Annotated in this window: 17 protein-coding genes and 1 pseudogene; 3 read left to right on the plus strand and 15 right to left on the minus strand. The window is 64.0% G+C overall.

What is annotated here, in order from left to right; all coding sequences use genetic code 11:
• Positions 1 to 245: 245 nt before the first annotated feature.
• The 3 genes from Mhypo_RS12785 to Mhypo_RS18165 are packed head-to-tail and all read right to left on the minus strand — an operon-like array spanning position 246 to position 3602.
• Positions 246 to 3008, minus strand: a complete 2763-nt coding sequence (locus tag Mhypo_RS12785) for a UvrD-helicase domain-containing protein (protein WP_119341679.1) — start codon at positions 3006 to 3008, stop codon at positions 246 to 248.
• On the minus strand, positions 3005 to 3448 hold the full coding sequence (locus Mhypo_RS12790) for a type II toxin-antitoxin system death-on-curing family toxin (RefSeq protein WP_119341680.1): 444 nt from the start codon (positions 3446 to 3448) through the stop codon (positions 3005 to 3007). The genes Mhypo_RS12785 and Mhypo_RS12790 overlap by 4 nt, the downstream gene beginning before the upstream one ends.
• Positions 3429 to 3602: a hypothetical protein gene (locus tag Mhypo_RS18165; protein WP_170148293.1), complete on the minus strand. Its 174-nt coding sequence runs from the start codon at positions 3600 to 3602 to the stop codon at positions 3429 to 3431. The genes Mhypo_RS12790 and Mhypo_RS18165 overlap by 20 nt, the downstream gene beginning before the upstream one ends.
• Positions 3603 to 3665: 63 nt before the next feature.
• Between Mhypo_RS18165 and Mhypo_RS12800 the strand changes: the two genes are divergently transcribed.
• Together Mhypo_RS12800 and Mhypo_RS18600 are read left to right on the plus strand one after the other, a co-directional pair.
• A complete protein-coding gene (locus tag Mhypo_RS12800; protein ID WP_119341682.1) occupies positions 3666 to 4535 on the plus strand; it encodes an aminotransferase class IV in 870 nt (289 codons plus the stop codon).
• Positions 4536 to 4573: 38 nt separating this feature from the next.
• Positions 4574 to 5245, plus strand: coding sequence for a hypothetical protein (locus tag Mhypo_RS18600; RefSeq protein WP_240637246.1), 672 nt, complete (start codon positions 4574 to 4576; stop codon positions 5243 to 5245).
• A 138-nt stretch (positions 5246 to 5383) separates the two neighbouring features.
• Here the strand turns inward: Mhypo_RS18600 and Mhypo_RS12810 are convergent, their stop codons facing one another.
• From Mhypo_RS12810 to Mhypo_RS12870, 12 genes are all read right to left on the minus strand, one after another.
• Positions 5384 to 7795 carry a PD-(D/E)XK nuclease family protein gene (locus tag Mhypo_RS12810; protein WP_119341683.1) on the minus strand — a complete coding sequence of 804 codons (2412 nt, stop codon included), beginning with the start codon at positions 7793 to 7795 and terminating at the stop codon, positions 5384 to 5386.
• Positions 7796 to 8293: 498 nt separating this feature from the next.
• Positions 8294 to 8830, minus strand: coding sequence for a hypothetical protein (locus tag Mhypo_RS12815; protein WP_240637247.1), 537 nt, complete (start codon positions 8828 to 8830; stop codon positions 8294 to 8296).
• Between the two features lie 10 nt (positions 8831 to 8840).
• A complete protein-coding gene (locus Mhypo_RS12820) occupies positions 8841 to 10217 on the minus strand; it encodes a c-type cytochrome (protein WP_119341684.1) in 1377 nt (458 codons plus the stop codon).
• Between the two features lie 2 nt (positions 10218 to 10219).
• Positions 10220 to 10792: an SCO family protein gene (locus tag Mhypo_RS12825; protein ID WP_170148294.1), complete on the minus strand. Its 573-nt coding sequence runs from the start codon at positions 10790 to 10792 to the stop codon at positions 10220 to 10222.
• Between the two features lie 191 nt (positions 10793 to 10983).
• Positions 10984 to 13377: an ATP-dependent helicase gene (locus Mhypo_RS12830; protein WP_119341686.1), complete on the minus strand. Its 2394-nt coding sequence runs from the start codon at positions 13375 to 13377 to the stop codon at positions 10984 to 10986.
• Between the two features lie 65 nt (positions 13378 to 13442).
• Positions 13443 to 15278, minus strand: a complete 1836-nt coding sequence (locus tag Mhypo_RS12835; RefSeq protein WP_170148295.1) for a protein kinase domain-containing protein — start codon at positions 15276 to 15278, stop codon at positions 13443 to 13445.
• A 51-nt stretch (positions 15279 to 15329) separates the two neighbouring features.
• Positions 15330 to 16277, minus strand: coding sequence for a methionyl-tRNA formyltransferase (fmt, locus tag Mhypo_RS12840; RefSeq protein ID WP_119341688.1), 948 nt, complete (start codon positions 16275 to 16277; stop codon positions 15330 to 15332).
• Between the two features lie 55 nt (positions 16278 to 16332).
• Positions 16333 to 16938, minus strand: coding sequence for a peptide deformylase (gene def, locus Mhypo_RS12845; protein WP_119341689.1), 606 nt, complete (start codon positions 16936 to 16938; stop codon positions 16333 to 16335).
• Between the two features lie 34 nt (positions 16939 to 16972).
• Positions 16973 to 17845, minus strand: a complete 873-nt coding sequence (locus Mhypo_RS12850) for a DMT family transporter (protein ID WP_119341690.1) — start codon at positions 17843 to 17845, stop codon at positions 16973 to 16975.
• A gap of 369 nt (positions 17846 to 18214) precedes the next feature.
• Positions 18215 to 19123 carry a CAP domain-containing protein gene (locus Mhypo_RS12860; protein WP_119341691.1) on the minus strand — a complete coding sequence of 303 codons (909 nt, stop codon included), beginning with the start codon at positions 19121 to 19123 and terminating at the stop codon, positions 18215 to 18217.
• Between the two features lie 9 nt (positions 19124 to 19132).
• Positions 19133 to 20374: a M16 family metallopeptidase gene (locus tag Mhypo_RS12865; RefSeq protein WP_119341692.1), complete on the minus strand. Its 1242-nt coding sequence runs from the start codon at positions 20372 to 20374 to the stop codon at positions 19133 to 19135.
• Positions 20375 to 20442: 68 nt separating this feature from the next.
• Positions 20443 to 21675, minus strand: a complete 1233-nt coding sequence (locus Mhypo_RS12870; RefSeq protein ID WP_119341693.1) for a M16 family metallopeptidase — start codon at positions 21673 to 21675, stop codon at positions 20443 to 20445.
• A gap of 139 nt (positions 21676 to 21814) precedes the next feature.
• On the opposite strand from Mhypo_RS12870, the pseudogene Mhypo_RS12875 reads away from it, so the two are divergent.
• Positions 21815 to 22054 (plus strand): annotated as a pseudogene (locus Mhypo_RS12875) (ATP-dependent DNA helicase RecG); the annotation flags it as partial.

Genomic DNA, 22054 nt, shown 5'->3' on the forward strand with positions numbered 1-22054 from the left:
TTGAGTACCGGCGCTAGCCGGGGGCCGATGGCCCTTCACTGTCGGTCGGCGAAGAAAGCGTCTCCCTTCCAAGGGGCGGTATCGCCCTCCGCTACGCGGATAACTTCGGTCGGGTTAGTTCGTCACCCTATGGTGACGAACTAACCGAATCTGGTATAACGCCGCAGATTGCTGAAGGCTCAAGGCCGAAGGCGGTGGGCGAAAAGCAGCCAGATTGCCGGGAAACCTGGAGGTCAGGAACCTGGCTACGTAAAACCATTTCGCTTTTCAGAGGGCCTGATCTCGTTCAGGGCAGCCTCCAGGAAGGTCTTCTCCAACCGGATGACCTCGCCAAAACGTAGGTACACCAGCCGCACCTCGGGTTCTATCTGCCAGGCCTGCCGAACGGCGGCCAGGTAGACCCCAAGCTGGAAGTAATACTGCTCGGGCCGCGTCTCCTGGTCGGTCTTGTAGTCTTCCAGGTACCACTGCTCACCCACCCGGTAGAGCCGGTCTATAACCCCCTGCCAGACGGTTGTGCCCAGGGGGAGGGCTATCGCGAACTCGGGGTAGTCCTCGTCGCGGGGCCAGGGGAGCTGTGTGCCCAGAAGCCCCTGGTAGCTTTGCAGCAGGGCTTTCACTTCGTCCATGATGCCGGCCCGCTCGTCGGGGTCATAGGGAAACATCACCTCCTGGGCCTCGAGGTTGGCCAAATGTGCGGGGTTGTCGGGGCGCCAGTTCTGCCCGATGGCGTAGTGTACTAGCGTTCCGATGGCCCTGGCCCGGCCCGGCAAAGTCTCCCCTTCTTCGGGGTCGGGAAGCGGCAGGGGTTCGGCCTCCTGGCGCTTGTAGGCCGAGGGTGAGAAGAGTGGGGGAAAAGGCTCGGTCTCGAAGCGGGCGGCCACCCAGGCTGAGGTTGGTAGGGGCTCGGGCGGCCGGAAGACCGGGGCCTCCTGCACCGGCTGGAAAGGCCAGGTCTGAAGCCTCAGGTCGGGCTGGTGGAGGGAGGGCCTGTTCGGGCCCAGCCGGAGGGCCTCCAGCACCCGGCCCCAGCCCTCGGGCTGGCCGTTACTGGCGCTGGCGGTAAGCAGCAGGGTGTCGCGGGCCCTCGAGGCCGCCACGTAGAAGAGGCGGTAGCTCTCTTCCTCTTCCTTTTGCTTAACCTGCGCTCTGAAGGCCTCAAACTGGGGGGTATCCGGCAGGGCCACCCACTGCCTCAGGCGGCCCTGCGCCGACTCCGGGCCCTCGCTCAGGTAGAGGGGCTGGGCCTGGTGGGTGTTTCTTCGCCCCAGGTCAAACACCGCCACCAAAGGCCACTCCAGCCCCTTGGCGCGGTGGATGGTCAGGATTTGCACACCCTCGCCCGACTGCGGCACATCGCCCGCGTCGGCCTGGCGGGAGAGCATCTGAAGCCGCTCCAGCAAGCCCTCGAGGTTCTCGGGTGGACGCGGGGCAAAGTAAAAGAGCAAAGCATCCACGTTTTCCCGTGCGCGAGGCTCCAGAAACTCGGGGTAGGCCCGGCTTGCCATCAGGGGTTCACGGATCAGGAACTTGAGCACCTCGAGCGGCGCCGAGGTCCGCAAGCACGTCTGGATTCGCCGCAGACGCTCATACACGCTGGGCCACCGGTGTTCCAGGGCTTGCAGGGGCGCACTCGATTGCAGCACCTGCTCGATTTGGGCCAGCTCCAGGGGCTTGAGAGGCCCCTCTTCGGTGTGCTGTCCGAAGGGGCTTCGCAAAAATACCGCCAGCGAAAGCCCCTGGGGGTCGAGGGCGGCCCGCAAGGTGTGGTAAAGGTCGCGCACTTCCTGTCGCTCGTAATAGCCCCGTCCCTGCAACATTACATAAGGAATCTGGGCCGCCTCGAAGGCTTCTTCCAGAAAGCGCACGCTTTGGTATGAGCGCACCAGCACAGCCATCTGGTTGTAATCGAGGGGCCCCCTTAGCTCTGCCAAGCGCTGGGCCAGCACCTGTGCCTCCCGTTTGCGCAGCACGTCCATGGGCCACTCACCCACGACCCAGTGAACTTCCATCCGCCCTTTATCGGGCCGGACCCCCTCCACAGGCGGGGCTTCGCTCAAGCCAATGCCCCAACCCTGGATGGCCATCTGTTTGGTCAGGCGGTTCAAAAAGCGCACCAGCACCTGGCTGTGCCGGTAGGTGCGGGTCAGGGGGGGCTGCAACTCACCCTCGCGCAGAGCCGTGCGGAAGACGGCCACATCGGCGTTGCGAAATGCGTAGATGGACTGTTTGGGGTCACCCACGATCTCCAGGTCGAGTCCGGCCCGCTCGAGGGCCTGGAAAAAAGCCCCTTGCAGGGGGTTTACGTCCTGGTACTCGTCTACCAGGAGCACCCGCACCCGCTCGAGCACCCGCTCCAAAGCGTGGGGGTGGCGGGTAAGTTCCAGGGCGCGGCGCTCGAGTTCAGAAGGCGAGAGCAGGTTGGCCCCCAGGCGGGCCTCGTAAGCGGCATATACCGCCGCATAAACCCTCAGCAAACGCTGGTTGGACTCCCCTTCGGCAGGCTCGAAGACTTCGGCCAGAGAGCGCCTGGAAAACAGGTGCAGGAGGGGTTCGGTCAGGTCGTCGGTGGCCTCGCCGAAGAGCAGATGGCCCGGATCCTGGGCCAGATAGCGCAGGGTGTTCCACTCTTCCTCGAACAGGGCCAGAGCTTCCCAGTCGCCCAGCATGGAGAAGTCGGGGTCGAGGCGCAACAGGGGGGCCGCAAGCCGCAGGCACTGGCCCATGAAGCCATGGATGGTACTCAGGGTAGCCCCCGTAATCTCGCGGGCGGCCTCCAGAAAGGCGGCCTGGCTCCCCTCGGGGGCTTGAAAATCCAGGTGGCGCCCGGTAGCGAGCACTTCTTCGATGGCGGCCCCCACCCGCACCCGCAGTTCGTCGGCGGCCTTGCGGGTAAAGGTCACGCCCGCGATGCGACGCAGGGGCGTACCAGAAGAAATAAGCTCCAGGTAGCGCAAGACCAGGCTGGCGGTCTTACCTGTTCCGGCGGAGGCGACGCGAACTTTCACAGGTGTTTGTCGGTGTAGTCCTGGTTGCAGGCAATGAGCAAAAAGACTCGAAATCCCTCGATACTGAGATAGCCTGCAGCCATCATAACCATAATGTCCTCAATCTCGATGGCTGGCCGGCTGATGTAGTAGTTATTGGCGTGCAAGGTGGTTTCCACCACGAGCCAAGCTGTGCGTTTGTTGGCGTCGTGAAAGGCATGGTTTCTAACCAGCCGAAATCCCAGGGCCGCAACTTTGCTGAAGAACGTCGGATAAGCATCCTCTCCACCCGCCGTCGAGATAGGAGCATATAAAGCAGACTCCAGAGCCGATTTGTCCCGGACGCCCTCCAGTCCTCCATAGCGAACCAGGGCGTTGCGGTGTAGCACTTCAACCAACTTGCCTGTGGGGTAACGGTGTCCCTTGTAACGATAAAAGAAACTAGCGCTGGGCAAGGCCACGCAATACCTCCGCATTGCGCTCGAGAGCCTCGGCCACTATGCGTTCCTGCTCGTCCGCTGAAATCTCCTCGAATTCGATCCCCTCTACTGCAGATAGTTCTACGGACGCAGGTAGGTCGAGTTGAACCGGCGGCTTGGTATCGGCTGTAGCCATGTTTCTCCTGTCTGGAAGCATTATAGCAAGAACCTGCTAGAATTCGAGCGTTAGAGGTTTTTTGTGAAGTACGCCCACATCAACGGAACCATTGTCGAGCACGCCCAGGCCAGCCTGCACATTTCGGATCTGGGCCTGCGGCGGGGCTATGGGGTGTTCGAGTTTTTTCGTATTTTGCGGGGGATTCCGGTTTTTCTGGAAGACCACCTACAGCGCTTCGAGAATTCCGCCCGGCTTTTGGAGCTCGAGCTGCCCTACAGCCGCGATACGCTCGAGGGCTTCATTCTGGAGCTTATTCGGATGAACCATCTTGAGCAGGGCGGCATCCAGATGCTCCTGACGGGCGGCTACTCCGAGGACGCCTTTACCCCTGGCAGGCCCAACCTGGTCATGGCCCCCATTGCGGTCAACCCACCCCCGCCCCACCTCTACGAGCAGGGCGGTAAGGTGATTCTGCACCAGAACCTGCGCGAGCTGCCCGAGGCCAAGACCACCGACTACCTGGTAGCGGTGCGCCTCGCCCGGCGGGTGCGGGCCGAGGGGGCCACCGAGGTGGTTTATCACGATGGGCAATGGGTCTCGGAAGGGGGACGCAGCAGCCTTTCCGTCATCAAGAACGGCGTGCTCATCACCGCGCGGGAAGGGGTCTTGCCGGGCATCACCCGCAAGCACATGCTGCAGGTGGCAAAGCCCCTGCTGCCCATCGAGGAGCGCGCCATTGCCCTGGGCGAACTGTTCACCGCCGACGAGGTGCTCCTGACCGGGGCCACCCGGCAGGTCATGCCCATTACCCAGATCGAAGACAAACCCGTAGGTAGCGGCCTGGTGGGGCCTTACGCCCGAGCTTTGATGGAGGCTTTCAAGAAGCACCTGGAAGCCTACCTGCTCGAGCGGGCAGCAGCGGGCAAAACCTCTGTATCAAAGGGCATTTGAACTTATCGCCCTGCATGGGCTGCGTAGGATGAAGGGGTATGAAAGCCCACCTCATTCCGGTAGTACTGCTTGCATTATTGTTCTCCGCCTGTGCCCCCTCCAACGTAGCCCCGCCGGGGGCGATAGGCTACGGCAACGGCTTCGTGCCTTTTGTGTCCACCCCCCTGGCCGCAAGGGTGCAATCTGCCGATGGCACAGCGGCCTTGGGCCTGCGTAGCGGCCCCGAAGGTTTCGGGTTCCAGTACACCCAGGGGCCCTGGGGCGCCGACCTGATTGTGGCCCCGCGCGGGGGCGCCTCGGCATTTGCCCGGGCTTCCTATCTGCAAGAAGGCCTGGCCGCTGCCTTTAGCGTGGCCTGGGAGACCTACAACACCTATCGCTACAACGGGATGAACTCCATTACCGAAACCGTGAGCGGCGGCGGGGTGGGGCTGGACGTAGGGTACTTCTGGCCCATTCCCCTGGAAACCGGCCAGGGCTACATCGGGCCCCGCATGTACAGCTACGTGCAGTGCCAGAGCCTGAACAACGCCCCCTTGCAGTGCAGCGGATTGCGCCTGAACCCCGGCTTTGGTATTGGGGTCAACATCCCGGTGGGGCGGTTTGTGTTCACGCCGGAGATTTCGCTCTTTTTGCTCCCCCCAGACGACTATTTCGCCACCCCCCGCCTGGCCACCCCTTTTAGCTTCGCATTCTCGTTCAAGTTCTGATAGAAAACCTGGGTGTATCCTTCCTGAAGCTAAAAAGACCTCGTCCTGTTGAGGGGGCCCCGACTGACAAAACAATCCGGGAGGGAGTATCCAACCGCGGCTGTCCCAAGCATGGGAATTGATGAGGAGTGGGTCGGCCTAACCTGTTCTTCCCTCACGGCACACATCCTTCACGCTGCAGCTACGGCAACGAAAGCCGGGGTTGGGTTCTATCACCCCCGCCTTGTAGCGGCTATGTACTTGCTGGGTTTTGTTCAGCAGATGCATGAGCGAATCCCAGACCTTTTCGATGGGCTTGCCGTAGACCAGCACCGGCTCACCCAGCACCGGCCAAGCCCAGATATACACCTGCCGGATGCGCCCCTTGAAGGCCGAAAGCAGGTAGCCGGCAGCCCAGCGCTCACTCCAGCGGCCACGTACCTGCTCCTCGGCCTCCTTGGGAGGGGTTTCAGGAGCTACAAAGCGGTAAATGTGGGCCTCGCTGCCCTTGCGCAGCACCCCGTCCAGGTAGGCTTCCAGCCCCTGGCCCTGTAGCCTGAAGCCCAGGCTCAGCTCCCCCAGAAGACTGTAGTGATGGCGCATCCAGCCTTCGGCCTGGGAAAACTGCTGGGATAGGGCCTGAAGCCGTGCCGGTACCAGTTTCTCGGCCTTACGCAGCTCGCGCACCCACTGCCGCCACCACTCGAGCGCCTCCGGCAGGGGTATGAGGCCCTGGGCCCAAAACTGAAAGCTACATTCGCTATAGCGACGCAGGTCTTCTACCCGGGGTGGCCCCAGATTCACCGAGCCCAGGGGGGGCTGGTAGCCCTCGGAAGGGGCCGACTCCAGCAGGCTGGCCAGGGGCAGCCTGGGCAGATAGGGCGGCGGATGCCTGCCCACCAGGGCCGGCTCGGGCTCGAGGGGCCCCTCCTGGCTGGCCTCGGGGTAAGTGATGATCACCTCGTCGGCGCGGGCTTGGAGTTCCTGCAAAAGCAAGCGATCCCGCCCCAAAAAACGCTTGGGCAAGAGGCCGCCGGCTTGCCGCAGGGCTTCCTCCAAACCCATGCGCCATTCCTCGGGCACGAAGTAGTCTTCCTGTTCGCCGGTACTGTAAGCTCCCTCCACCGCGTAGCTCAGGTAAAGCTTCTTCCAGCGCTGGCCTGAGGCCAGGGTAGGCGTAAGCAGGGCCACCCCCCCTGGCGGACGGTGCGGCTCGTAGGTCTCGGCCAGCAAGGCCGCCCACCAGTGACGAAAATCAGGGCCGGTAGCGATGCGGTGGGCCTCCAAGGCCCGCTCCATCAGGGTGGCCCGGCGCGGGCTGTGGCGCACCTCGGGCAGGGAGTCGAGCAGTTCTTCGGCCCAGGCCAGCGAGGACTGCTGGGAGATGGTGCTGCGGTTGTTGAAAGCCGACCCTTCCTCGCCAGGGGACTTAAGGCGCGAAAGCCAGGCCATCCACAGGTCGTAAAGCCCCAGTTCTGCCGCCAGCCGGGCAATGGCAGCATTGCCCACCAGGCTGCGCTCGAGGGCTGCCCGGCCCAGGGGGGCCAGGTCGGGCACGGCCAGCAGGCGAGAAGGGGTGGGGTAGTCGGGCAGCTCCAAAAGCTCGAGCAAGAGCCGCCCCTCGGGGGTGTCGGCGGCGCTGCGGGGGCGGTAATCCACCAGGGGCAGGCCGTACTCGTCGGCCAAAGTGAGCAGGGCCGGAATCCGGGACTCCGGCGCCACCACGGCCACCTCGAGGGCCTTATAACCCAAAGCCAGGTCGCGCTTGAGGGACCGCATCACCCAGCGGGCCTCGCTCACCGGGTTCTGGGCGCGGTAGGTTTGCGTCTGGATAGGGCGGGGGGGCAGCGTCGCGTTGGGCGAAAGGCCGGGCGGGGCCTCCGGCAGCCCAACCCAGACCGGCACGTGCACCGAAAGCGCCTGCAACAGCCGAAGTTCCAGTACACCCAGCTCGCGGAAGCCGTCCACTACCACCAGGTCGGGCTCGAGGCCGATGGGCGCGGACCCGCTGCGCCAGGAGGCGGACTCCACAGACTGCACAGGCCTCGTCTGACGCTCGAGCTGCACCTGTCCCTGCTCCAGCAAGGCCAGCGCCCCAGCGCGAAAGTCGTCGTAGTCCCAGCGACCCCAGACGGTCTTGAGTTCCTCGTAGCGGGCGTAGACCTTTTGTAAACGCCGGGCCTCGGGGCCCAGCGGGGGTATCTGCTGGGGCGCCACCCCGTTGCGCTTGGCCTCGGCAATTGCCCGGGTAAACAAGCGGGCCTCGCCCGGGCTGGGCAGGGGGCCTTCGCCAGATATCAGCGTCTCCCCCACCAGCGCCACCCGGCTCGGCCCGGTCAGAATGGGCTTTAGGCCAAAGCTGGCAGCCAGCAGCCGATAGTAAAGCTGCTGCGAGGTGAGCACCTCGAGGCCCAGCAGCGCGCCGTTCTCGGTTGCACGGCGGTAGACATAGGCTTTTTGCGCCGGCAAGCAGACCCACCAGACCCGCTTGCGCTGTTGCAGGTAGCTGTACGCGACCTCGAGCAGGAGGGTGGTTTTGCCAGAGGCCGGAGGGCCAACGAGGAGAAACACAGTTTCACTATATCGGCCTCCTCACTGGCGCGTCATCTACCTCGGACCGAAGTCCGAGGCTTGCAGGTAGCACGACAACCATGAATCGCATCTCATGCTCCCGCGTTCGGCTGGATGACGGCAGCCCGGCGGCCAATATGAAGCCGATCCGCTTATTCATACCGGATTCAAAAAGACAGTTTACAAAACCAAAAACACCAGAGGCTGTCTTTTTGAATCCTAGTGCACACCCCTCCCTTGAGTACCGGCGCTAGCCGGGGGCCGATGGCCCTTCACTGTCGGTCGGCGAAGAAAGCGTCTCCCTTCCAAGGGGCGGTATCGCCCTCCGCTACGCGGATAACTTCCAAGGGGCGGTATCGCCCTCCGCTACGCGGATAACTTCGGTCGGGTTAGTTCGTCACCAAAGGGTGACGAACTAACCGAATCTGGTATCAGATGGCACAGGTGTTCGCCTTCACATGCCTCCTTGCTCCCGCCAGACAGAAGGCATCGGCATGGCTACCGAATCGGAGGCTCCACCGCCGAAAACCGCACCGGCGAACGCTGGTAGGCCGCCAGCCAACGGGGGTCTGACAGGGGTTCTAAGTTCCGCCCCAGCCCCAGCACCCCCACCACCCGGCCCTGATGGGTCAGGAAGCAGCGGTAGCCTCGAGGCTCACTCACGTACCAGTTGCCCAGGTTGAGGGTTTGGGTCACCCCCTCAAAGCGCCGGGCAATCTGGTTGCGCAATCGCAGGGCATCCTGCACGGGGCGATCCAACGCCACCACCGCGATGTCCTCGAGGCCCAGCGGCACCGGGGTCAGGTCTATGTTTACCGTGAGGCGCGACACCGGCACGCCGTCCACTCCCAGCACCACCCGCAGCAAGAAGCGCTGGGGCGCCGCCCGCTCGGCATAGGCAAACTGGGGGCGCAGGGTCTGGAAAAGGGTCACGCAGCGTTCCATCACCAGTGGATCGCTCGGTTGAGCCCAGCCCAGTGCCCCAAGGCTCCAGACCCAGAGGGCTATGGTCGGCGGAATGGCCCTGCGCCACACGGCTTCTCCCCTACTCCCGCACCCCGAAGAGCGAGCCCAGGCACATCTCGTCGGTAGTCCCCTCACCCCAGGTCATATAGCGGGGCGGCAAGATCTCCCCACCCGGGCCAGGGATGGCCGATTTATTGTCGTGGACGCATGTGACCCGCACCCGGTCGCCCTGGCGCAGCCGGAGGGGGGTCTGGTACCAGTACTCGCCCTGCCACTGGAAGTTCCACTGGGGAATGTAGAAGAGCGTCCGGGCCCCCGCCGTACCGGGGTTGACCTCCACCTTGAACTCCACCCCCCGCAAGTGCATGTGGGCGGTCACGCCATAGACCTCCATGGCGCTTTGGGCTGTCCAGTCGCAGGAAGTGGCCTGACGGCTGCCATCGCCCACGTTGCGCTGGGCATAGCCCTCGATGGAGGTGTTGCACAGCAGGTGAATCCAGTCGGCAATAAAGCCCAGCTCGGTTCTGGCTCGAGCGTACTCGCGGGTACAGGCTTCCCCGGTCAGGCCGGGCGGGCACCTGATCTCCACCGGAGCGGCCAGGGTCATGCCCACCAGGCGCTTGAGCTGCACCCCTTTGGGGGCCAGGTACAAAGCCATCTGGGTGGCGTCGGGATTGGCGCCCGAGGCAGTGTTGTAGTGCACCTGCATCACCACCCGGCTGCCTGCCCGCAGGAGTCGCCCGGTACCCTCTGGCAGCAAGGTGGCCCCCCCGCCTGGTACCCAGAAGCCCAGAATGCCGCCGATGTTGCGGGGGTCGCTGCTCAGGCCCGGCCCGCCAAAGCACTTCCAGCCGGGGCCGGGCTCGGCGCGGTCTTTGGCCTCGGCGGCCTCCACCATATCGGGGCCGATCAGGAACAAGATCACGTGATGCACGCTGCGCTTGTCACCCGGAATAATCTTGTAGCCGGTCATGTAGGTGTCGCGGTCGAACGTTGCAGGCATCAGGAAGCAGCGGTAATCGTCCTGCAAGGCATCGTCGGGGGTGTAGGGGGGGTTTAGTGTGGCCACCAGGTCGGGCTGTGGAGCGGGCACGGCTGCTTTAGCAGCTACCGGCCTGGGGTCACCCAACGGCGCACCTGCCTCGGCCCAGGCAACCAGGGCAGCCTTGGCGCTGGCGGAAAGCTTGCGCTCGTCCTTCAGGGGGGGTGTGCCCTCGCCGGGGGGCCAGGGTGGCATCCGGCCCTGCTTCACCGAGTCGGCAATGGCCGCTGCCATGTTGCGGGCCCAGCGGGCATCGTCGAGGGGAAAGGGCGCAATACCCCCTTCGGTATGACAACCCGCGCAGTTGGCTTGCAGAATCTCGGCCACTTCCCCGTAGTAGGTAGGGGGTTGGGCCGGCCCGGCTGCAATGGAACCCAGGGCCAAAAAAACCAGCAGCGGCAAACGTTTCGGCATATTTACCTCAGCAGTTGGGCTATTTCTTCCTTCAGCTTAGCGGTGGAAAGGCGGCTGACCCCATAGAGCATCCGTACCAACCGCCCCTGGGCGTCCAGCAGGGCCATAGCGTCGGTATGAAAAAGCAGCCGCCCACCGGGGGCCAGGTTGTACTCGACCCTGGCGGCCTCGGCAATAGGGCGGATGGTTTCGGGCTTACCGGTGAGGCCCTGTACCGGCGCAAAACCCCGCAGATATTTTTGCAGCGTTTGGGGGGTGTCGCGCTCGTCCACGCTCAGGAGCAGTAACCGCAGGTGGGGTGGGGCGCCCAGGGCCTCGTAAGCAGGTAGCAGGCGGCCCAGCGTGAGGGGGCAGGCGTCGGGGCATTGGGTGTAGCCAAAGAGCACCACCGCCGGGCCCTTGGGGGGAAACACAAACGCCTTGTTCTCGTGCGAACGCAGCTCCACGCTGGGGAGCGTTCTGGGCGGCTTGAAGTCGGCCGCCCCCGGCCCAGAGGCAGGCAGATAATGCCCCCCGTGCGCCCAGACCAGGCTAAAAAGCCCCAAAAGAAAGATGCTGCGTAGAAGCGGTTTCACCTTCACCATCATGACCGGAACCAACCCAAAAGAGAATCGGATAACGCAGGGTGTAATGCAGCGGAAGTCGGAGGACGCAGTTTTCAAGCCGCGCTGGCACCTGCTTGTCTTCGGCCAAAACACGGCTTCCCCTGGTTCCTGCCTCTTTAGGCTAGCACCGCTCACTGAAACCAGGCTGAAGCCAAAGATACCTACCCCACCACCTCGAGCCTTGCGTAGCGCAGGGCCAGCTTACGAACCCCATCGCCAAAAGCCACCGTGGCCACGCCGTCTTCCAGACTCACCACCAACCCGGTGCCAAACTGGATGTGCTTGACCTTTTGGCCGGGTTTGAGGGCGGGGGGGCCACCTGGGGCCGGGCGCTTGAGGAGGAAGCGCTCGAGGTCGGCGAACTCGCCTTCTGCCCCCTGGCCCGGCTCCACATCGAAGGCTTCCCAAAGGGTTTTGGCCTCGAGGCTGAGCCCCAGCGCCTCCAGCCAACCAGCCTGCTCGGCTCGGGCAAAAAGCCTCAGTACCTTGGCGGCAACCCCAGGCGCCTGCGGGGCGTTCCACCACTGGTACAAGTAGCGCTCGAGGCCCAGCTTGTGTGCTCCCTGGGCCAGGGCCAGGGTCTGGGCCGTGGAAAGTTCTTCGGGCAAGAGGGCCAGGGCCTCCCCCACCCGCTCCACGGCTCCCAGCACTTGCAGGTGCTCGGCTTCTTTGAGGAAGGGCGAGAGCGGCAGGCTGGAAAGGGCGTAGAGGTAGGTGTGCTGGGCGCTTCGGGTCAGGGCCACGTAAAAAAGGCGGCGTTCTTCCTCGAGGTTCTGCGAACCGCTATAGGGGAGGGTGCCCTCGTTGCAGTCGGGGATGAAGACCAGGGGCCACTCGAGGCCCTTGGCCCGGAAGATGGTCATCAGGCTCACCCGCTCGGGGGTGTCCTGGGCTGGGTCGTCGCCCAGGTGTTCCTGGGCTAACAGCTCGATGTGCCGTAGCAGGTCGTCCACGCTGCCCTTGTCGCGGGCATACTCCAAAAAAGCCCGCACCCCCTCGGCCTTGCCCGCCCCCACCTCGTAGAAACCCGAGGAACGCAACAGATGGCGGCGGTAGTCCAGGCGGGCCTCGAGCGCCTCCAGTACGGCATGGGCTGTGCCACGCTCCAGCACCCCGCCCAGCCACGTAAACAGCTCGGCCAGCTCATGCAGACGCCTGCCAACCCGCTCCTCTGCACCCGCCGCCTCGGCTTTGAGGGCCTCCACCAACGAGGCCCCCTGCTCCACCCGTCGCCAGACAGCATCGGCCAGGGCACGGCTCAGGTAACGCTTGGGGGTGTTGTAGATTTGCAGCCACAAACGCTTATGTTCTTCTTCCAGGCCCCCTTGGGCCAGGCGCAGGTAGGCCAGAAGCCCCTGGATCTCCGGACGCTGGTAAAAGGGCGGGCTGCCCACCACCCGGTAGGGGATTTGCCGCTCGATCAGGGCCTGCTCGAGGTAAGGGGTCTGGGCATAAAGCCGCACCAGCACCACCATCTCGGCTGGCTTTCGGCCCTCCGCGAGCAGACCGGCTATGTCGCTTACCAGGCTTTGCGCCTGGGCGGGCATGTGGGGCTCCATCCGCAGGTGCACCCGGCCCGTAAAACCCCTGGTCAGGCTCAGGCGCTTGGGCTCGCGCTGCTGGTTCTGCGCAATCACCCGCCCGGCCAGCGCCACCTGCGGCGCCGGGCAGCGGAAGCTGTCGCGGATCAGGTATTTTTTCGCCTGATAGCGCTGGGCAAACTCCAGGATGAAGCGGGGGCTGGCACCCCGCCACTCGTAGATGGTCTGGTCGTCGTCGCCCACGGCCATGTAGTTGCGGTTCGGGGCGGTAATCAGGTCAAGCAGCTCCGACTGGGCCAGGTTCACATCCTGAAACTCGTCCACCAGCACCGCTTGAAAAGCCTTTTGCACAGTTTGCAGGATGTCCGGGTAGCGCACCAGCACCTCCCAGCCCTGCAGCAGCATATCGTCGAAGGTAAGAAGCCCTTCGGCCCGTCGCACCTGCTCAAAGAGCCGGTACAAGTCCAGGTACCACTCGAGCTCCCGGGGCGCTTCGGCCTGCGAGGCAACCTGGAGGGCCGCCGGAGGCAGACTGGCCCCCTTCAGGTCGGCGTATTGCAGGTTGCCCTTGCAGGCCCCCACATAGCTCAGGAAGTCCTCGGGCTCGAGGTTTTCTAGCTCGGGTGCCCAGGACAGTTTCAGGTCTCGAGCCCGCCGCAGAGTGCGCTGCAAGAGGGCCTGCTCCGAGCCCTCTTCCTTCAGCTCGGCCAGCTTCAAAAGCCCCTCCGAAGCGGCCTTGCGCACAATGCGGTAGCCCAGGGCGTGCAGGGTGGAGACCTGCACCCCGTGGGTGTGGGGCCAACGCGAGAGCGCACGCCTGAGGTCGTCCACTGCCATGCGGCTAAAGGAAGTAGCCAGAATCCTGCGCGGCTCAAAAACCCGCTCGCGCACCAGGCGCTCCAAGCGGTGCACCAGCGCGGTGGTCTTGCCTGCTCCGGCCACGGCGAAAACCAGTGCAGGCCCCTCGTTGTGAGCCACGATGGCTTGTTGTTCGTCGGTCAGGCGCAAGGACACAGCTTGAATATTCTAGCCAACCAGGGGATTTTCCCGACTGGTTGAATGGGTTCAGCCGCCTTATATCAGGCAAACCGGTACAGCTTCCCACCCAGCGTGGCCACAAAAAGGGCCCCCCGGTAGGGCAGGGGCGGCACCTGGATGGGGCCCAGGCCGGTGGCCTCGAAAAGCAGACGCCCGCTCTGGGTGTCTACGCCCAGCACCCGGCCTTCCTCGGTGCCCAGATAGAGCACCCCGTGGGCAATGGAGAGCCCCGCCGTCACCTGGCCGACCTCGAGCTTCCACACCTCATCGCCGGTTTTTTGGTTCAGGGCGTACAGTGTGCCGGCCCAGCTCGCAGCGTACAGATGCCGGTCGTCCAGGGCCGGTGCGCCCCAAAGCTCGCCCTCGAGGTCGAAGCTCCACTGCACCTCGCGGGTTAGAGGATCGAAGGCGTGGATTTCTCCAGCCCAGGTGGGAATGAACAAGAGCCCCCCCCGGGCCGGCAAGGCCGTGTGCACCGCCCCTGTCTCCACTTTGTAGCGCAGGTGGCCGCTCAGGGGGTCTAGGGCATACAGCCAGCCGCCCTCGCTGGCCACAAACAACAAACCCCGGTAGAGCGTGGGCGAGGCCGAAAGCTCGCTCCCGGCCTGGAAACCCCAGCGCAGGGTGCCGCTGGCCTCGAGGGCATACAAAAAGCCATCGCGCCCAGCCAGGTAGATGAGGTCGGCTACCAGGGGTGCGGCGGTAATCTCGGCACGGGTAGGAAAACTCAGGATGGGCCGGCCTGAGAGCGACATCCCGGTCAGGCGGCCATCCCAGGCCGCCACATACACCCGCTCCTCGGTCACCACCGGCGGGGCCGAGACCTCGTCGCCTAAGCGCTGGCGGTAGACCGAGCCATCGGTCAGGTCGAGGCGGGCGATGCCCTGCCCCGCCCCCACCCAGAGGCTGCCCTCGCGGGCTACGAGCTCTCCCGGCCAGGCCACCTCGCCCGAAAGGTCGTAGGTGCCACGCAGTTCCAGTTTTTCGGGCCGAGCCGGGCCGGTAGGATAATGCCCGCTGCGGCTGGCCCCCGCCCGTGGGGTGGCCGAGAGGCTCTCGCGGTAGCGGCGCAGGGTTTCTTCCAGCACCGCGTGGGCCGTGGCAGCATTGGCCGGGCGTTCGCCGGGGGATTTTTGTAAGAGCGCCTGAATCAGGCTGGCTATCTCGGCCGGAATGGCCGGGTTCAGGCTCTGGGGCGGCCGGGGGGGCTCGTAGACGTGCTGGTAGAGCACCGACTGGTCGTTCTCTCCCTCGAACAGGGGCTGGCCGGTAAAGGTGCGGTAGAGCACCGCGCCAAAGCTGTACAGGTCGGCCTGGGGAGTAAGGGAGAGGCCCTTGGCCTGCTCAGGGGCCATGTACTCGGGCGTGCCCACCGTAATGCCGGTGCGGGTAAAGTGGCGGCTTTCCTGCATCAGGTAGGCCAGGCCAAAGTCCATGACCTTAGGCTGGCCCTCGGGCGTAACCAAGATGTTGCGCGGGGTCAGATCGCGGTGGATCACGCCCCGGTGGTGTAGGTGCCCCAGGGCTTCCAGCACCCGCGCCGAGGCCGTGAGCAGGCGCAGGCCTTCCAGGCCATCTTCGAAGGGGCCCAGGCGGTCGTAGCTACCGCCCTCGACCAGCTCCATCACGAAGTAGGTGCGCCCCTCTTCCTCACCTAGATCGAATATTTGCACCACGCCCGGGTGGGAGAGCTTGGACAAGGCCTTGACCTCGCGGAAAAAGCGGTTGCGCTCGCTGGGGTGCAGGTAGGTGTGCAGAATCTTGACTGCTACCGGGCGATCCATACGCTCGTCGGTAGCCCGCCAGACCTCAGCCATGCCCCCCTCGCCCAGGGGGGCCACAAGCCTGTAGCGTCCGGCCAGTTTCACCTTATCCATGGTACTCATGGGCTATGCAACCATTATGGAGCCAGCAAGCTCTAGCCGGAGTCAGCCCAAGCGGTCGCCGGGCCTGAGGCGCGCGCCCCGCGCCCAGTCTACGGCAGGCATGGGCTTTTTCCCTTCGGGTTGAACCTCGAGCAGCCGGATATAACCCTCGCCGGTAGCCACTACCAAGCCCTGGCCCATCTGCACCACCGTTCCCGGCACCCGCATCTGGGTATTCGCTGAATCCTCGACGCATGACATGCGTGTCACTTTCACCCGCTTACCCTGGTACTCAAACCAGCTACCCGGCCAGGGCTCTACCCCCCGGTGGCGGTTGTAGATTTCCAGGGCAGTGCGCTCCCAGACAATTTTACCGTCGTCCTTTTGCAGCATGGGCGCGTGAGTCCCCTCAGGGGGCTGGGGAGTGGGTTGCAGGTGCTCGAGGTCGGCCAGGGCATCCAGGAGTAGCTCGATGCCCTTGTCGCGCAAGCGGTTAGCGAGTTCTACCGCGGTCTCGTGGGGTTCGACGGCGGTGCGCCACCTCGCCACCACCGGGCCGGTGTCCATGCCCACATCGGTCTGCATGATGCAAACTGCCGTTTCGGTCTCGCCGTTGATGAGCGTCCACTGCACCGGCGCGGGGCCCCGGTACTTGGGCAGGTCGGAGGGGTGCAGGTTCAAAAAGCCAAACCTGGGAACCTCCAGCAGCTCGGCGGGGAGGATTTTGCCATAGGCTGCCGTTACGGCAACCTCGAGGCCCAGGCTTTGGAAGAGCGCCAGAAATTCGGGGTTTTTGCGGAGCCGTGCAGGTTTCTCCACCCGCAGGCCGCTCGCCTCGGCCCAGGCGGCCACCGGGCAGGGCGTCAGGCGCAAACCCCGCCCGGCAGGCTTGTCGGGCTGGGTGACCACCAGCACCACTTCGTGGTGGCGGTGCAGGGCTTCCAGTACCGGCACGGCCCAGGCTGGCGAGCCAAAAAAAGCAAGACGGCGGCGCAGGGGTTGAGAGGTCATGATGGATTATTTAGAAGGCAGCAGACCGTTGACTGAAGACTATCGACTATTGACCTTACCTGGCCTGCCCCAGGCGTGCAGCTTCCTCGCGCAAAAAGGCCTTGGCCTGCCGCTGAAACTCGGCCAGGTCTTCGCGGTGTTCTTCCAAAAACTTTTGCTTATCGGCAAAGGACATCCGTTGGAAGAAGAGGATGCCGTCGAGGTGGTCAATCTCGTGCTGCATGACCACCGCCAGGTAGCCCTCGGCCTCGAGCACTTTCTGTTCGCCCTTCTCGTTCTGGTACTCGACCCGCACCTGCAAATCGCGCTGGGCCCCTTCGGCATAGAGGCCCGGTAGTGAAAGACAACCCTCGGTGATGGACTGCTGGCCGGCGCGGTAGGTGATGACCGGGTTCACCATCACATAAAGCGACTTGACGCGGGTTTTGAGGTCGGCCTCGGGGCCTTCTTCCTCTCCCTCATCGTCGAGGTACTCGGCGGCCACAAACAACCGCTGGCTAATGCCGACCTGGGGAGCAGCCAGCCCCACCCCCCTTGCTTCGAACATGGTCTCGAGCATGTTCTCGGCCAGCCTGGGTATACCGCTAAAATCCTGCACCGGCAGGGCTTTTTTCTTCAGGATGGGGTCGCCGTACAGGCGAATGGGGAGAATCTCAGCCATTATGGATTATTGTCTATGGTCTCTGGGCGATTGTCTATTGCTGGGTCACCTTGCCCAAAGTGTTCACAATAACCACCCCAGCCAGAGCGATTCCACCCCCCACCAGGGCCAACACCCCCGGCACCTCCCCCAGCCAGAAGTAAGCAATCAGGGTAGCGAACACCGGGGAGACGTACAGAAAACTGGTTACCTGCGATGCAGGGGCCCGGCTCAGGGCGTAGTTCCAGGTCAGGTAGGAAAGCGCACCCGGCACCACGCCCAGGTACACCACGCTCCCGGTGGCCTGAGCCGAGGCGGCTTGCATCTCGGACCAGAGGCCCGGCCAGAACACCAGCAGCGGCAGCGTTCCGGCCCAGATAGTGTAGGCGGTGAAGTTGAGGGGGTTGTATTTTCGCACCAGTTTGCGCTGAAACACGAAGTAGACCGAGGTCACGAAGGCCGAAAGCACAATCAGCAAGGCCCCCGGCTCCAACTGAAAGCTGCCAGGGTGGTTGCCCACGGCAATCAGGGCCACGCCGGTAAAAGCCACCGCAATGCCCAGCCAGCCCCAGGCCGAAAGCCGTTCGCGCAGGAAAAAATAAGACATCAGGGCCACGAACACCGGCCCTACTGCAATCAGGAGCGCCGCCGGCCCGGCTTTCACCGTAACCTGGCCAAAGTTCAGCGCGGTGTGATAGACGGTAATGCCCAGGAAGCCCAGCCCCAGAATGGCCGGCATGTCTCTCCGTTCGGGCAGGGGCATCCGCACCCACAGGGCATAGGCCACCATGACCGCCGAGGCCACCAGAAAGCGCAGCAGGGTCAGGTGGGCCGGGCTGTAGTCTTGAAGGCCCGCACGTATCCCGGCAAAGGCCGAGGCCCAGGGCAGGATGGTGAGGCCAATCGCCAGAAGGACTCGAGAATCCACCGGGGGATAGTAGCATATCGTTGGAGCCCATGACCCACGGTACGCTCGAGTTCATCCGCCACCTGAACGTGCAGGGCGCACGCTCAATGGTTATCGGCGGCGAGGATTGAGGATTTATGAAACCCATCGCTCGGAAGTAGCGGTTCGATGAAGTACCCTCCGAAAAAGAGTGCTGGCAGGCTCTACCCCTGGAGGTGCGCCTACAGGCAGGGGTGGAGATGGCCTTCTTCTGGCCTGGCTTGCACGAGCAAGGCAGCGACAAAATTCATCCTGTAGCGTGCAAAAAGCCTCCCGCTCAGCCAAAATCTACAGAAGACCGCACGCAGAGCAGCCCGCAACCATAGCCGTGCCCGCAATCCGGAAAACAGCTCACGGTTTGAGGGGAATGCGGTGGCTGTAGTTTACGCTGTTGCCCTGGCGGATGCCCAGCCACAAGGCTTCTAGCGTGCCGGGAAGGGTCAGCTCGAGGCGCACCGGCCCGGACACATTCTGCCAGAAGCGTGGCTGCGACCCTACCGCCAGGGTGAAATTGCCGGCGGGAAGGTTGAGCAAGACTTGCTGGCCTGGCGCCTGGCTGTGCTCGAGGGTCTGCTGCAAACGCAAACCGCGCTCGCCGTTGCGGGTCGTCCACCAGGTCTGACCATCGAACACTGCGAAGCTCACCTCGGCTTTTGGAGGGAGCTCGAGGCGGGTCTGGATGGGCGGGTTGAGGCGGGCATAGAGGTTGTTGCCCACGAAGATGCCCACGGTACCAAAAGCCGTACCGGTAAGCAACAGCACCGTGCGTTCGGCCTGGGCCGGGGTCAGGCGCACCTGGGGGTCAAAGGGCCGCCCGATGAAGTTCTGTACCACCATCACCTGCCGTCCCTGACGCACCACGGCCACCCCCAGGTGGGTGAACTCGGGCTTGAGCAGGTTGGCCCGGTGGCCGGGGCTGTTCATCCAGCCCGTAAGCGAACGCCGGGGAATTTCTACGTCCGGGTAGCCCTCGAAGCTGGCCAGGTTCTCCCCTACCGTGACCTCGAGCACGCCGGCAGCCCGCAGCCGCTCGGCAGCCCCCAGGCCATCGGGGTTCTGGTGGGCAAAAAAGCCGCGCCGGAGCATATCCCAGGCATGGCCCAGGGCCGCTTTGTGGGCCAGTGTATCCCACTGCAGGGGCCGCAGACCCCGCTCGGTGCGCACCTGGTTGGTACGCTGGAGCACCTCGAGCTCCAGGGCGCTCTGGGCCAGCGACACGCTCCCCAACAGAAAAATGCCCAGCAGCCCGACCCGCCACATCCCCGCTTCCTATTGGGCCGGCACCAGGCTGTAGATGAAACTCTGGCTGAAAGGTCGGGTCTCCAGAAGCCCGTTGACATCGGCCAGCGTAACCACCTCGACCTTGCGGGCCACCTCGCTCAAGGGCTCGTAGGTCTGGTTGTACAGGTAGTTGATACCCACGCTCATCAGGCGCTGCATGGGGGTCTCGCCGGCAAACACCAGTGCGGTGGCCAGCTTGTTTTTGGCCCGCTCGAGTTCCTCCAGGCGCACCCCCTCGCGCTCGAGCCGGCCCAGTTCATCGCGGAGTACAGCCTTTACGGTTTCCTCGTTGGCGGGGTCGGTCTGGGCGTAGATGTAATAGAGCCCGGCCCCATCGGCCTCATCCACACCCGCCCCCACCGACTCCACCAGGCCTTTATCGCTCAGGGCCCAGAAGAGACGGCTATTGCCCTCCTCGCCCAGGATGTTGGCCAGAATGTTGGCCGCATAACGGCGCGGGTCCTGGGCCGAAACCCCCGGCGCCAGTAGCGCCAGGTAGGTCTGGGTGGCCTTGGGATAGGGTTCGCGCAGCTCACCCACAGCGGGGTGCAAGTCGGGATAATCCCTGCCGGCCTGACCCTTAGTCCAGGTCGCCGTGAGTTCTTGCACCTGCGCCAGGGTACGCTCCCAGTCCACCTTGCCCGCCAGGGTCAGCACCAGATTGGACGGCGCATAACGCCGGGTCTGATAGGCTGCCATCTGGTCTCGGGTCAGGGCAGAAATCGACCGGGTGGTGCCCAGTACGCTGTTGCCCAGCGGATGCCCGGCAAAATAGCGGGCCCGTCCCCAGTCAAAAAGCATGATGTTGGGCCGGTCTTCGTAGAGGGCAATTTCCTCCAGGATGACCTGCTTTTCGGTGTCGAAGTCTTCCTGACGCAGGGCCGGGCGCATCAGGTCGGTCCAGAGTTCCAGGAGCCGGGGGGCAAACTCGGGCAACACCGCGGCGTAGTAGACGGTGTTCTCCTCCGAGGTATAGGCGTTGTACTGTGCCCCCATCTGGTCGAACTCGAGGTTCACCTGAAGGGCGTCGCGCGTTGCGCTGCCCTTGAACAGCATGTGTTCCAAAAAGTGCGACACCCCGGCGATCTCGGGGGTTTCGTCGCGGCTACCGGTCTTGCAAAAGTAGCCCAGGGCCACGCTTTTGGCCTCGGGGTTAATTTCGGCAATTACCGTGAGCCCGTTTTCCAGGGTGGCTTGTTTGAACTCGAGCGCCGGTTTGGTTTGGGTCATATTTACTCCAAAAAAGGAAGTTGTCCTGCATCGTTGGCCTTAGGGCCTTGAGCACTGGGCTTCTAACACTACTCTGTAACTGCCAGCTTTCTTGGCCCCAGGGTCGCAATCCAGGGGTTTTGGTAAGGGTTGGCGGCCAAGTAGCGGTTAATGCGCGGCACATCTACGGCAGCAATCTGGGCCTCGATCTCCTCCAGGGGGCGCACCCGGCCCAGCAGGTAGAGGTCGCGGGCGATACTGGCGGCCCTCGAGCGCGACGACTCATCCTGCATCACCAAAGCAGCCCGCAGGCCAATCCTGGTGCGCTCGAGCTCCGCCTCGGTCACCCCCTCCGAAAGCCGGGTGATTTCGGCCTGCATCACCTTCAGGGTCTCGTCGGCCCGCTCGGGGGTGGTGCCGGCGTAGGCGGTCAGGTAGCTGTAGCCCTTGACGCCGTTGGGCGCCGCGTAGACCGAGTAAACCAGGCCACGCTTCTCCCGTACCTCGGTGAACAGACGGCTGCTGCTGCCCCCCGAGAGCACCTGGGCAGCCAGGCGGGCACTGTAAAACTCGGGGTGGTCGAAGGAAATATCGGGGTAGACCAGGCCAATCTGCACCTGGGCGCTGTCCTGCTCGAGGTGAATGGCATGCACCGGTTGTAGCTCGATGGGCGGATAGCTCACCCCCGGCCCGCTCCACTCCCCCAGGGCGTTGAGCACGGCTTCCCTGGCCTGTTCAAAGCGCACCCCTCCTACCAGGGCCAGAATGGCCCCCTGGGGGGCATAGCGCCGAGCAAAATCCCGGCGCAGGGCCTCAGCAGACATTGCCTCCAGATGGGCCTTTTTGCCGCTGGGGTTGCGCCCGTGGGGGCTGGCAAACACGGCCTGGCGCAGGGCCGCAAACATCTTTTTTGGGGGCTGGTCTTCCAGCGAGGCCAGCTCCTGCAAGGCAATCTGGCGCACAGCTTCCAGGGCCTCGGCGGGGAGATGGGGGCGCATGAGCACATCGGCATACAGCGAGAGCACCGCCGGGAGCTTTTCGGCCAAAAACTGCGCGGCAAAAGTGGTGTGCTCGAGGGCGCTGCTGCTGCCGCGGCGCACCCCCAGGTCGTCGAAGGCATCGGCCAGCGCCCGCGCATCCCGGCTGCCGGCCCCTTTCCACAACCAGCCCTCCAGCAGGCTGGCCGCGCCCTCCATGCCTTCGGGATCGTTCACCGCACCCACCGGAACCAGCAATTGCAAAGCCACCCCGGGCATCCAGGGACGTTCTTCCACCGCCAGGGTGAGGCCGTTGGGCAATACTTCTACCTGAGATAAAGCCATACCTTCCAAGTATAAGAGCTGGCCCCATCCCGACCATGACTTTTCAGACATTGCCCGGCCATAAGGCGTTACGCAGGACCAGCAGGGCCACAAAAGCCGCCCGGTCTGCTTGGATACAATAAGCCTGAAAGAGGAGCCCGTGACCCGCGAAGAGATCAAAGCCCGCCTCATCCGCCCCCTCCAGCGCGAACTGGCCGATGGCGCGCAGGATCGGGTGGTGGCCGGGGGCCTGGAAAAGTTGCTGCAAAACCTGGGTCAACCCTTCCCCGAGGTGGCTCAGGTACTGGCAGGTTATCGCCAGATGAGCGTTGAGGTACGCAAAGCGCAGCTAGAAAAGGCCATCGAGCTGCTGGGGGGAACAGGGGACAGGGGTCAGGGG

The sequence above is a fragment of the Meiothermus hypogaeus genome, assembly GCF_003574035.1.
GTDB lineage: Bacteria > Deinococcota > Deinococci > Deinococcales > Thermaceae > Meiothermus > Meiothermus hypogaeus.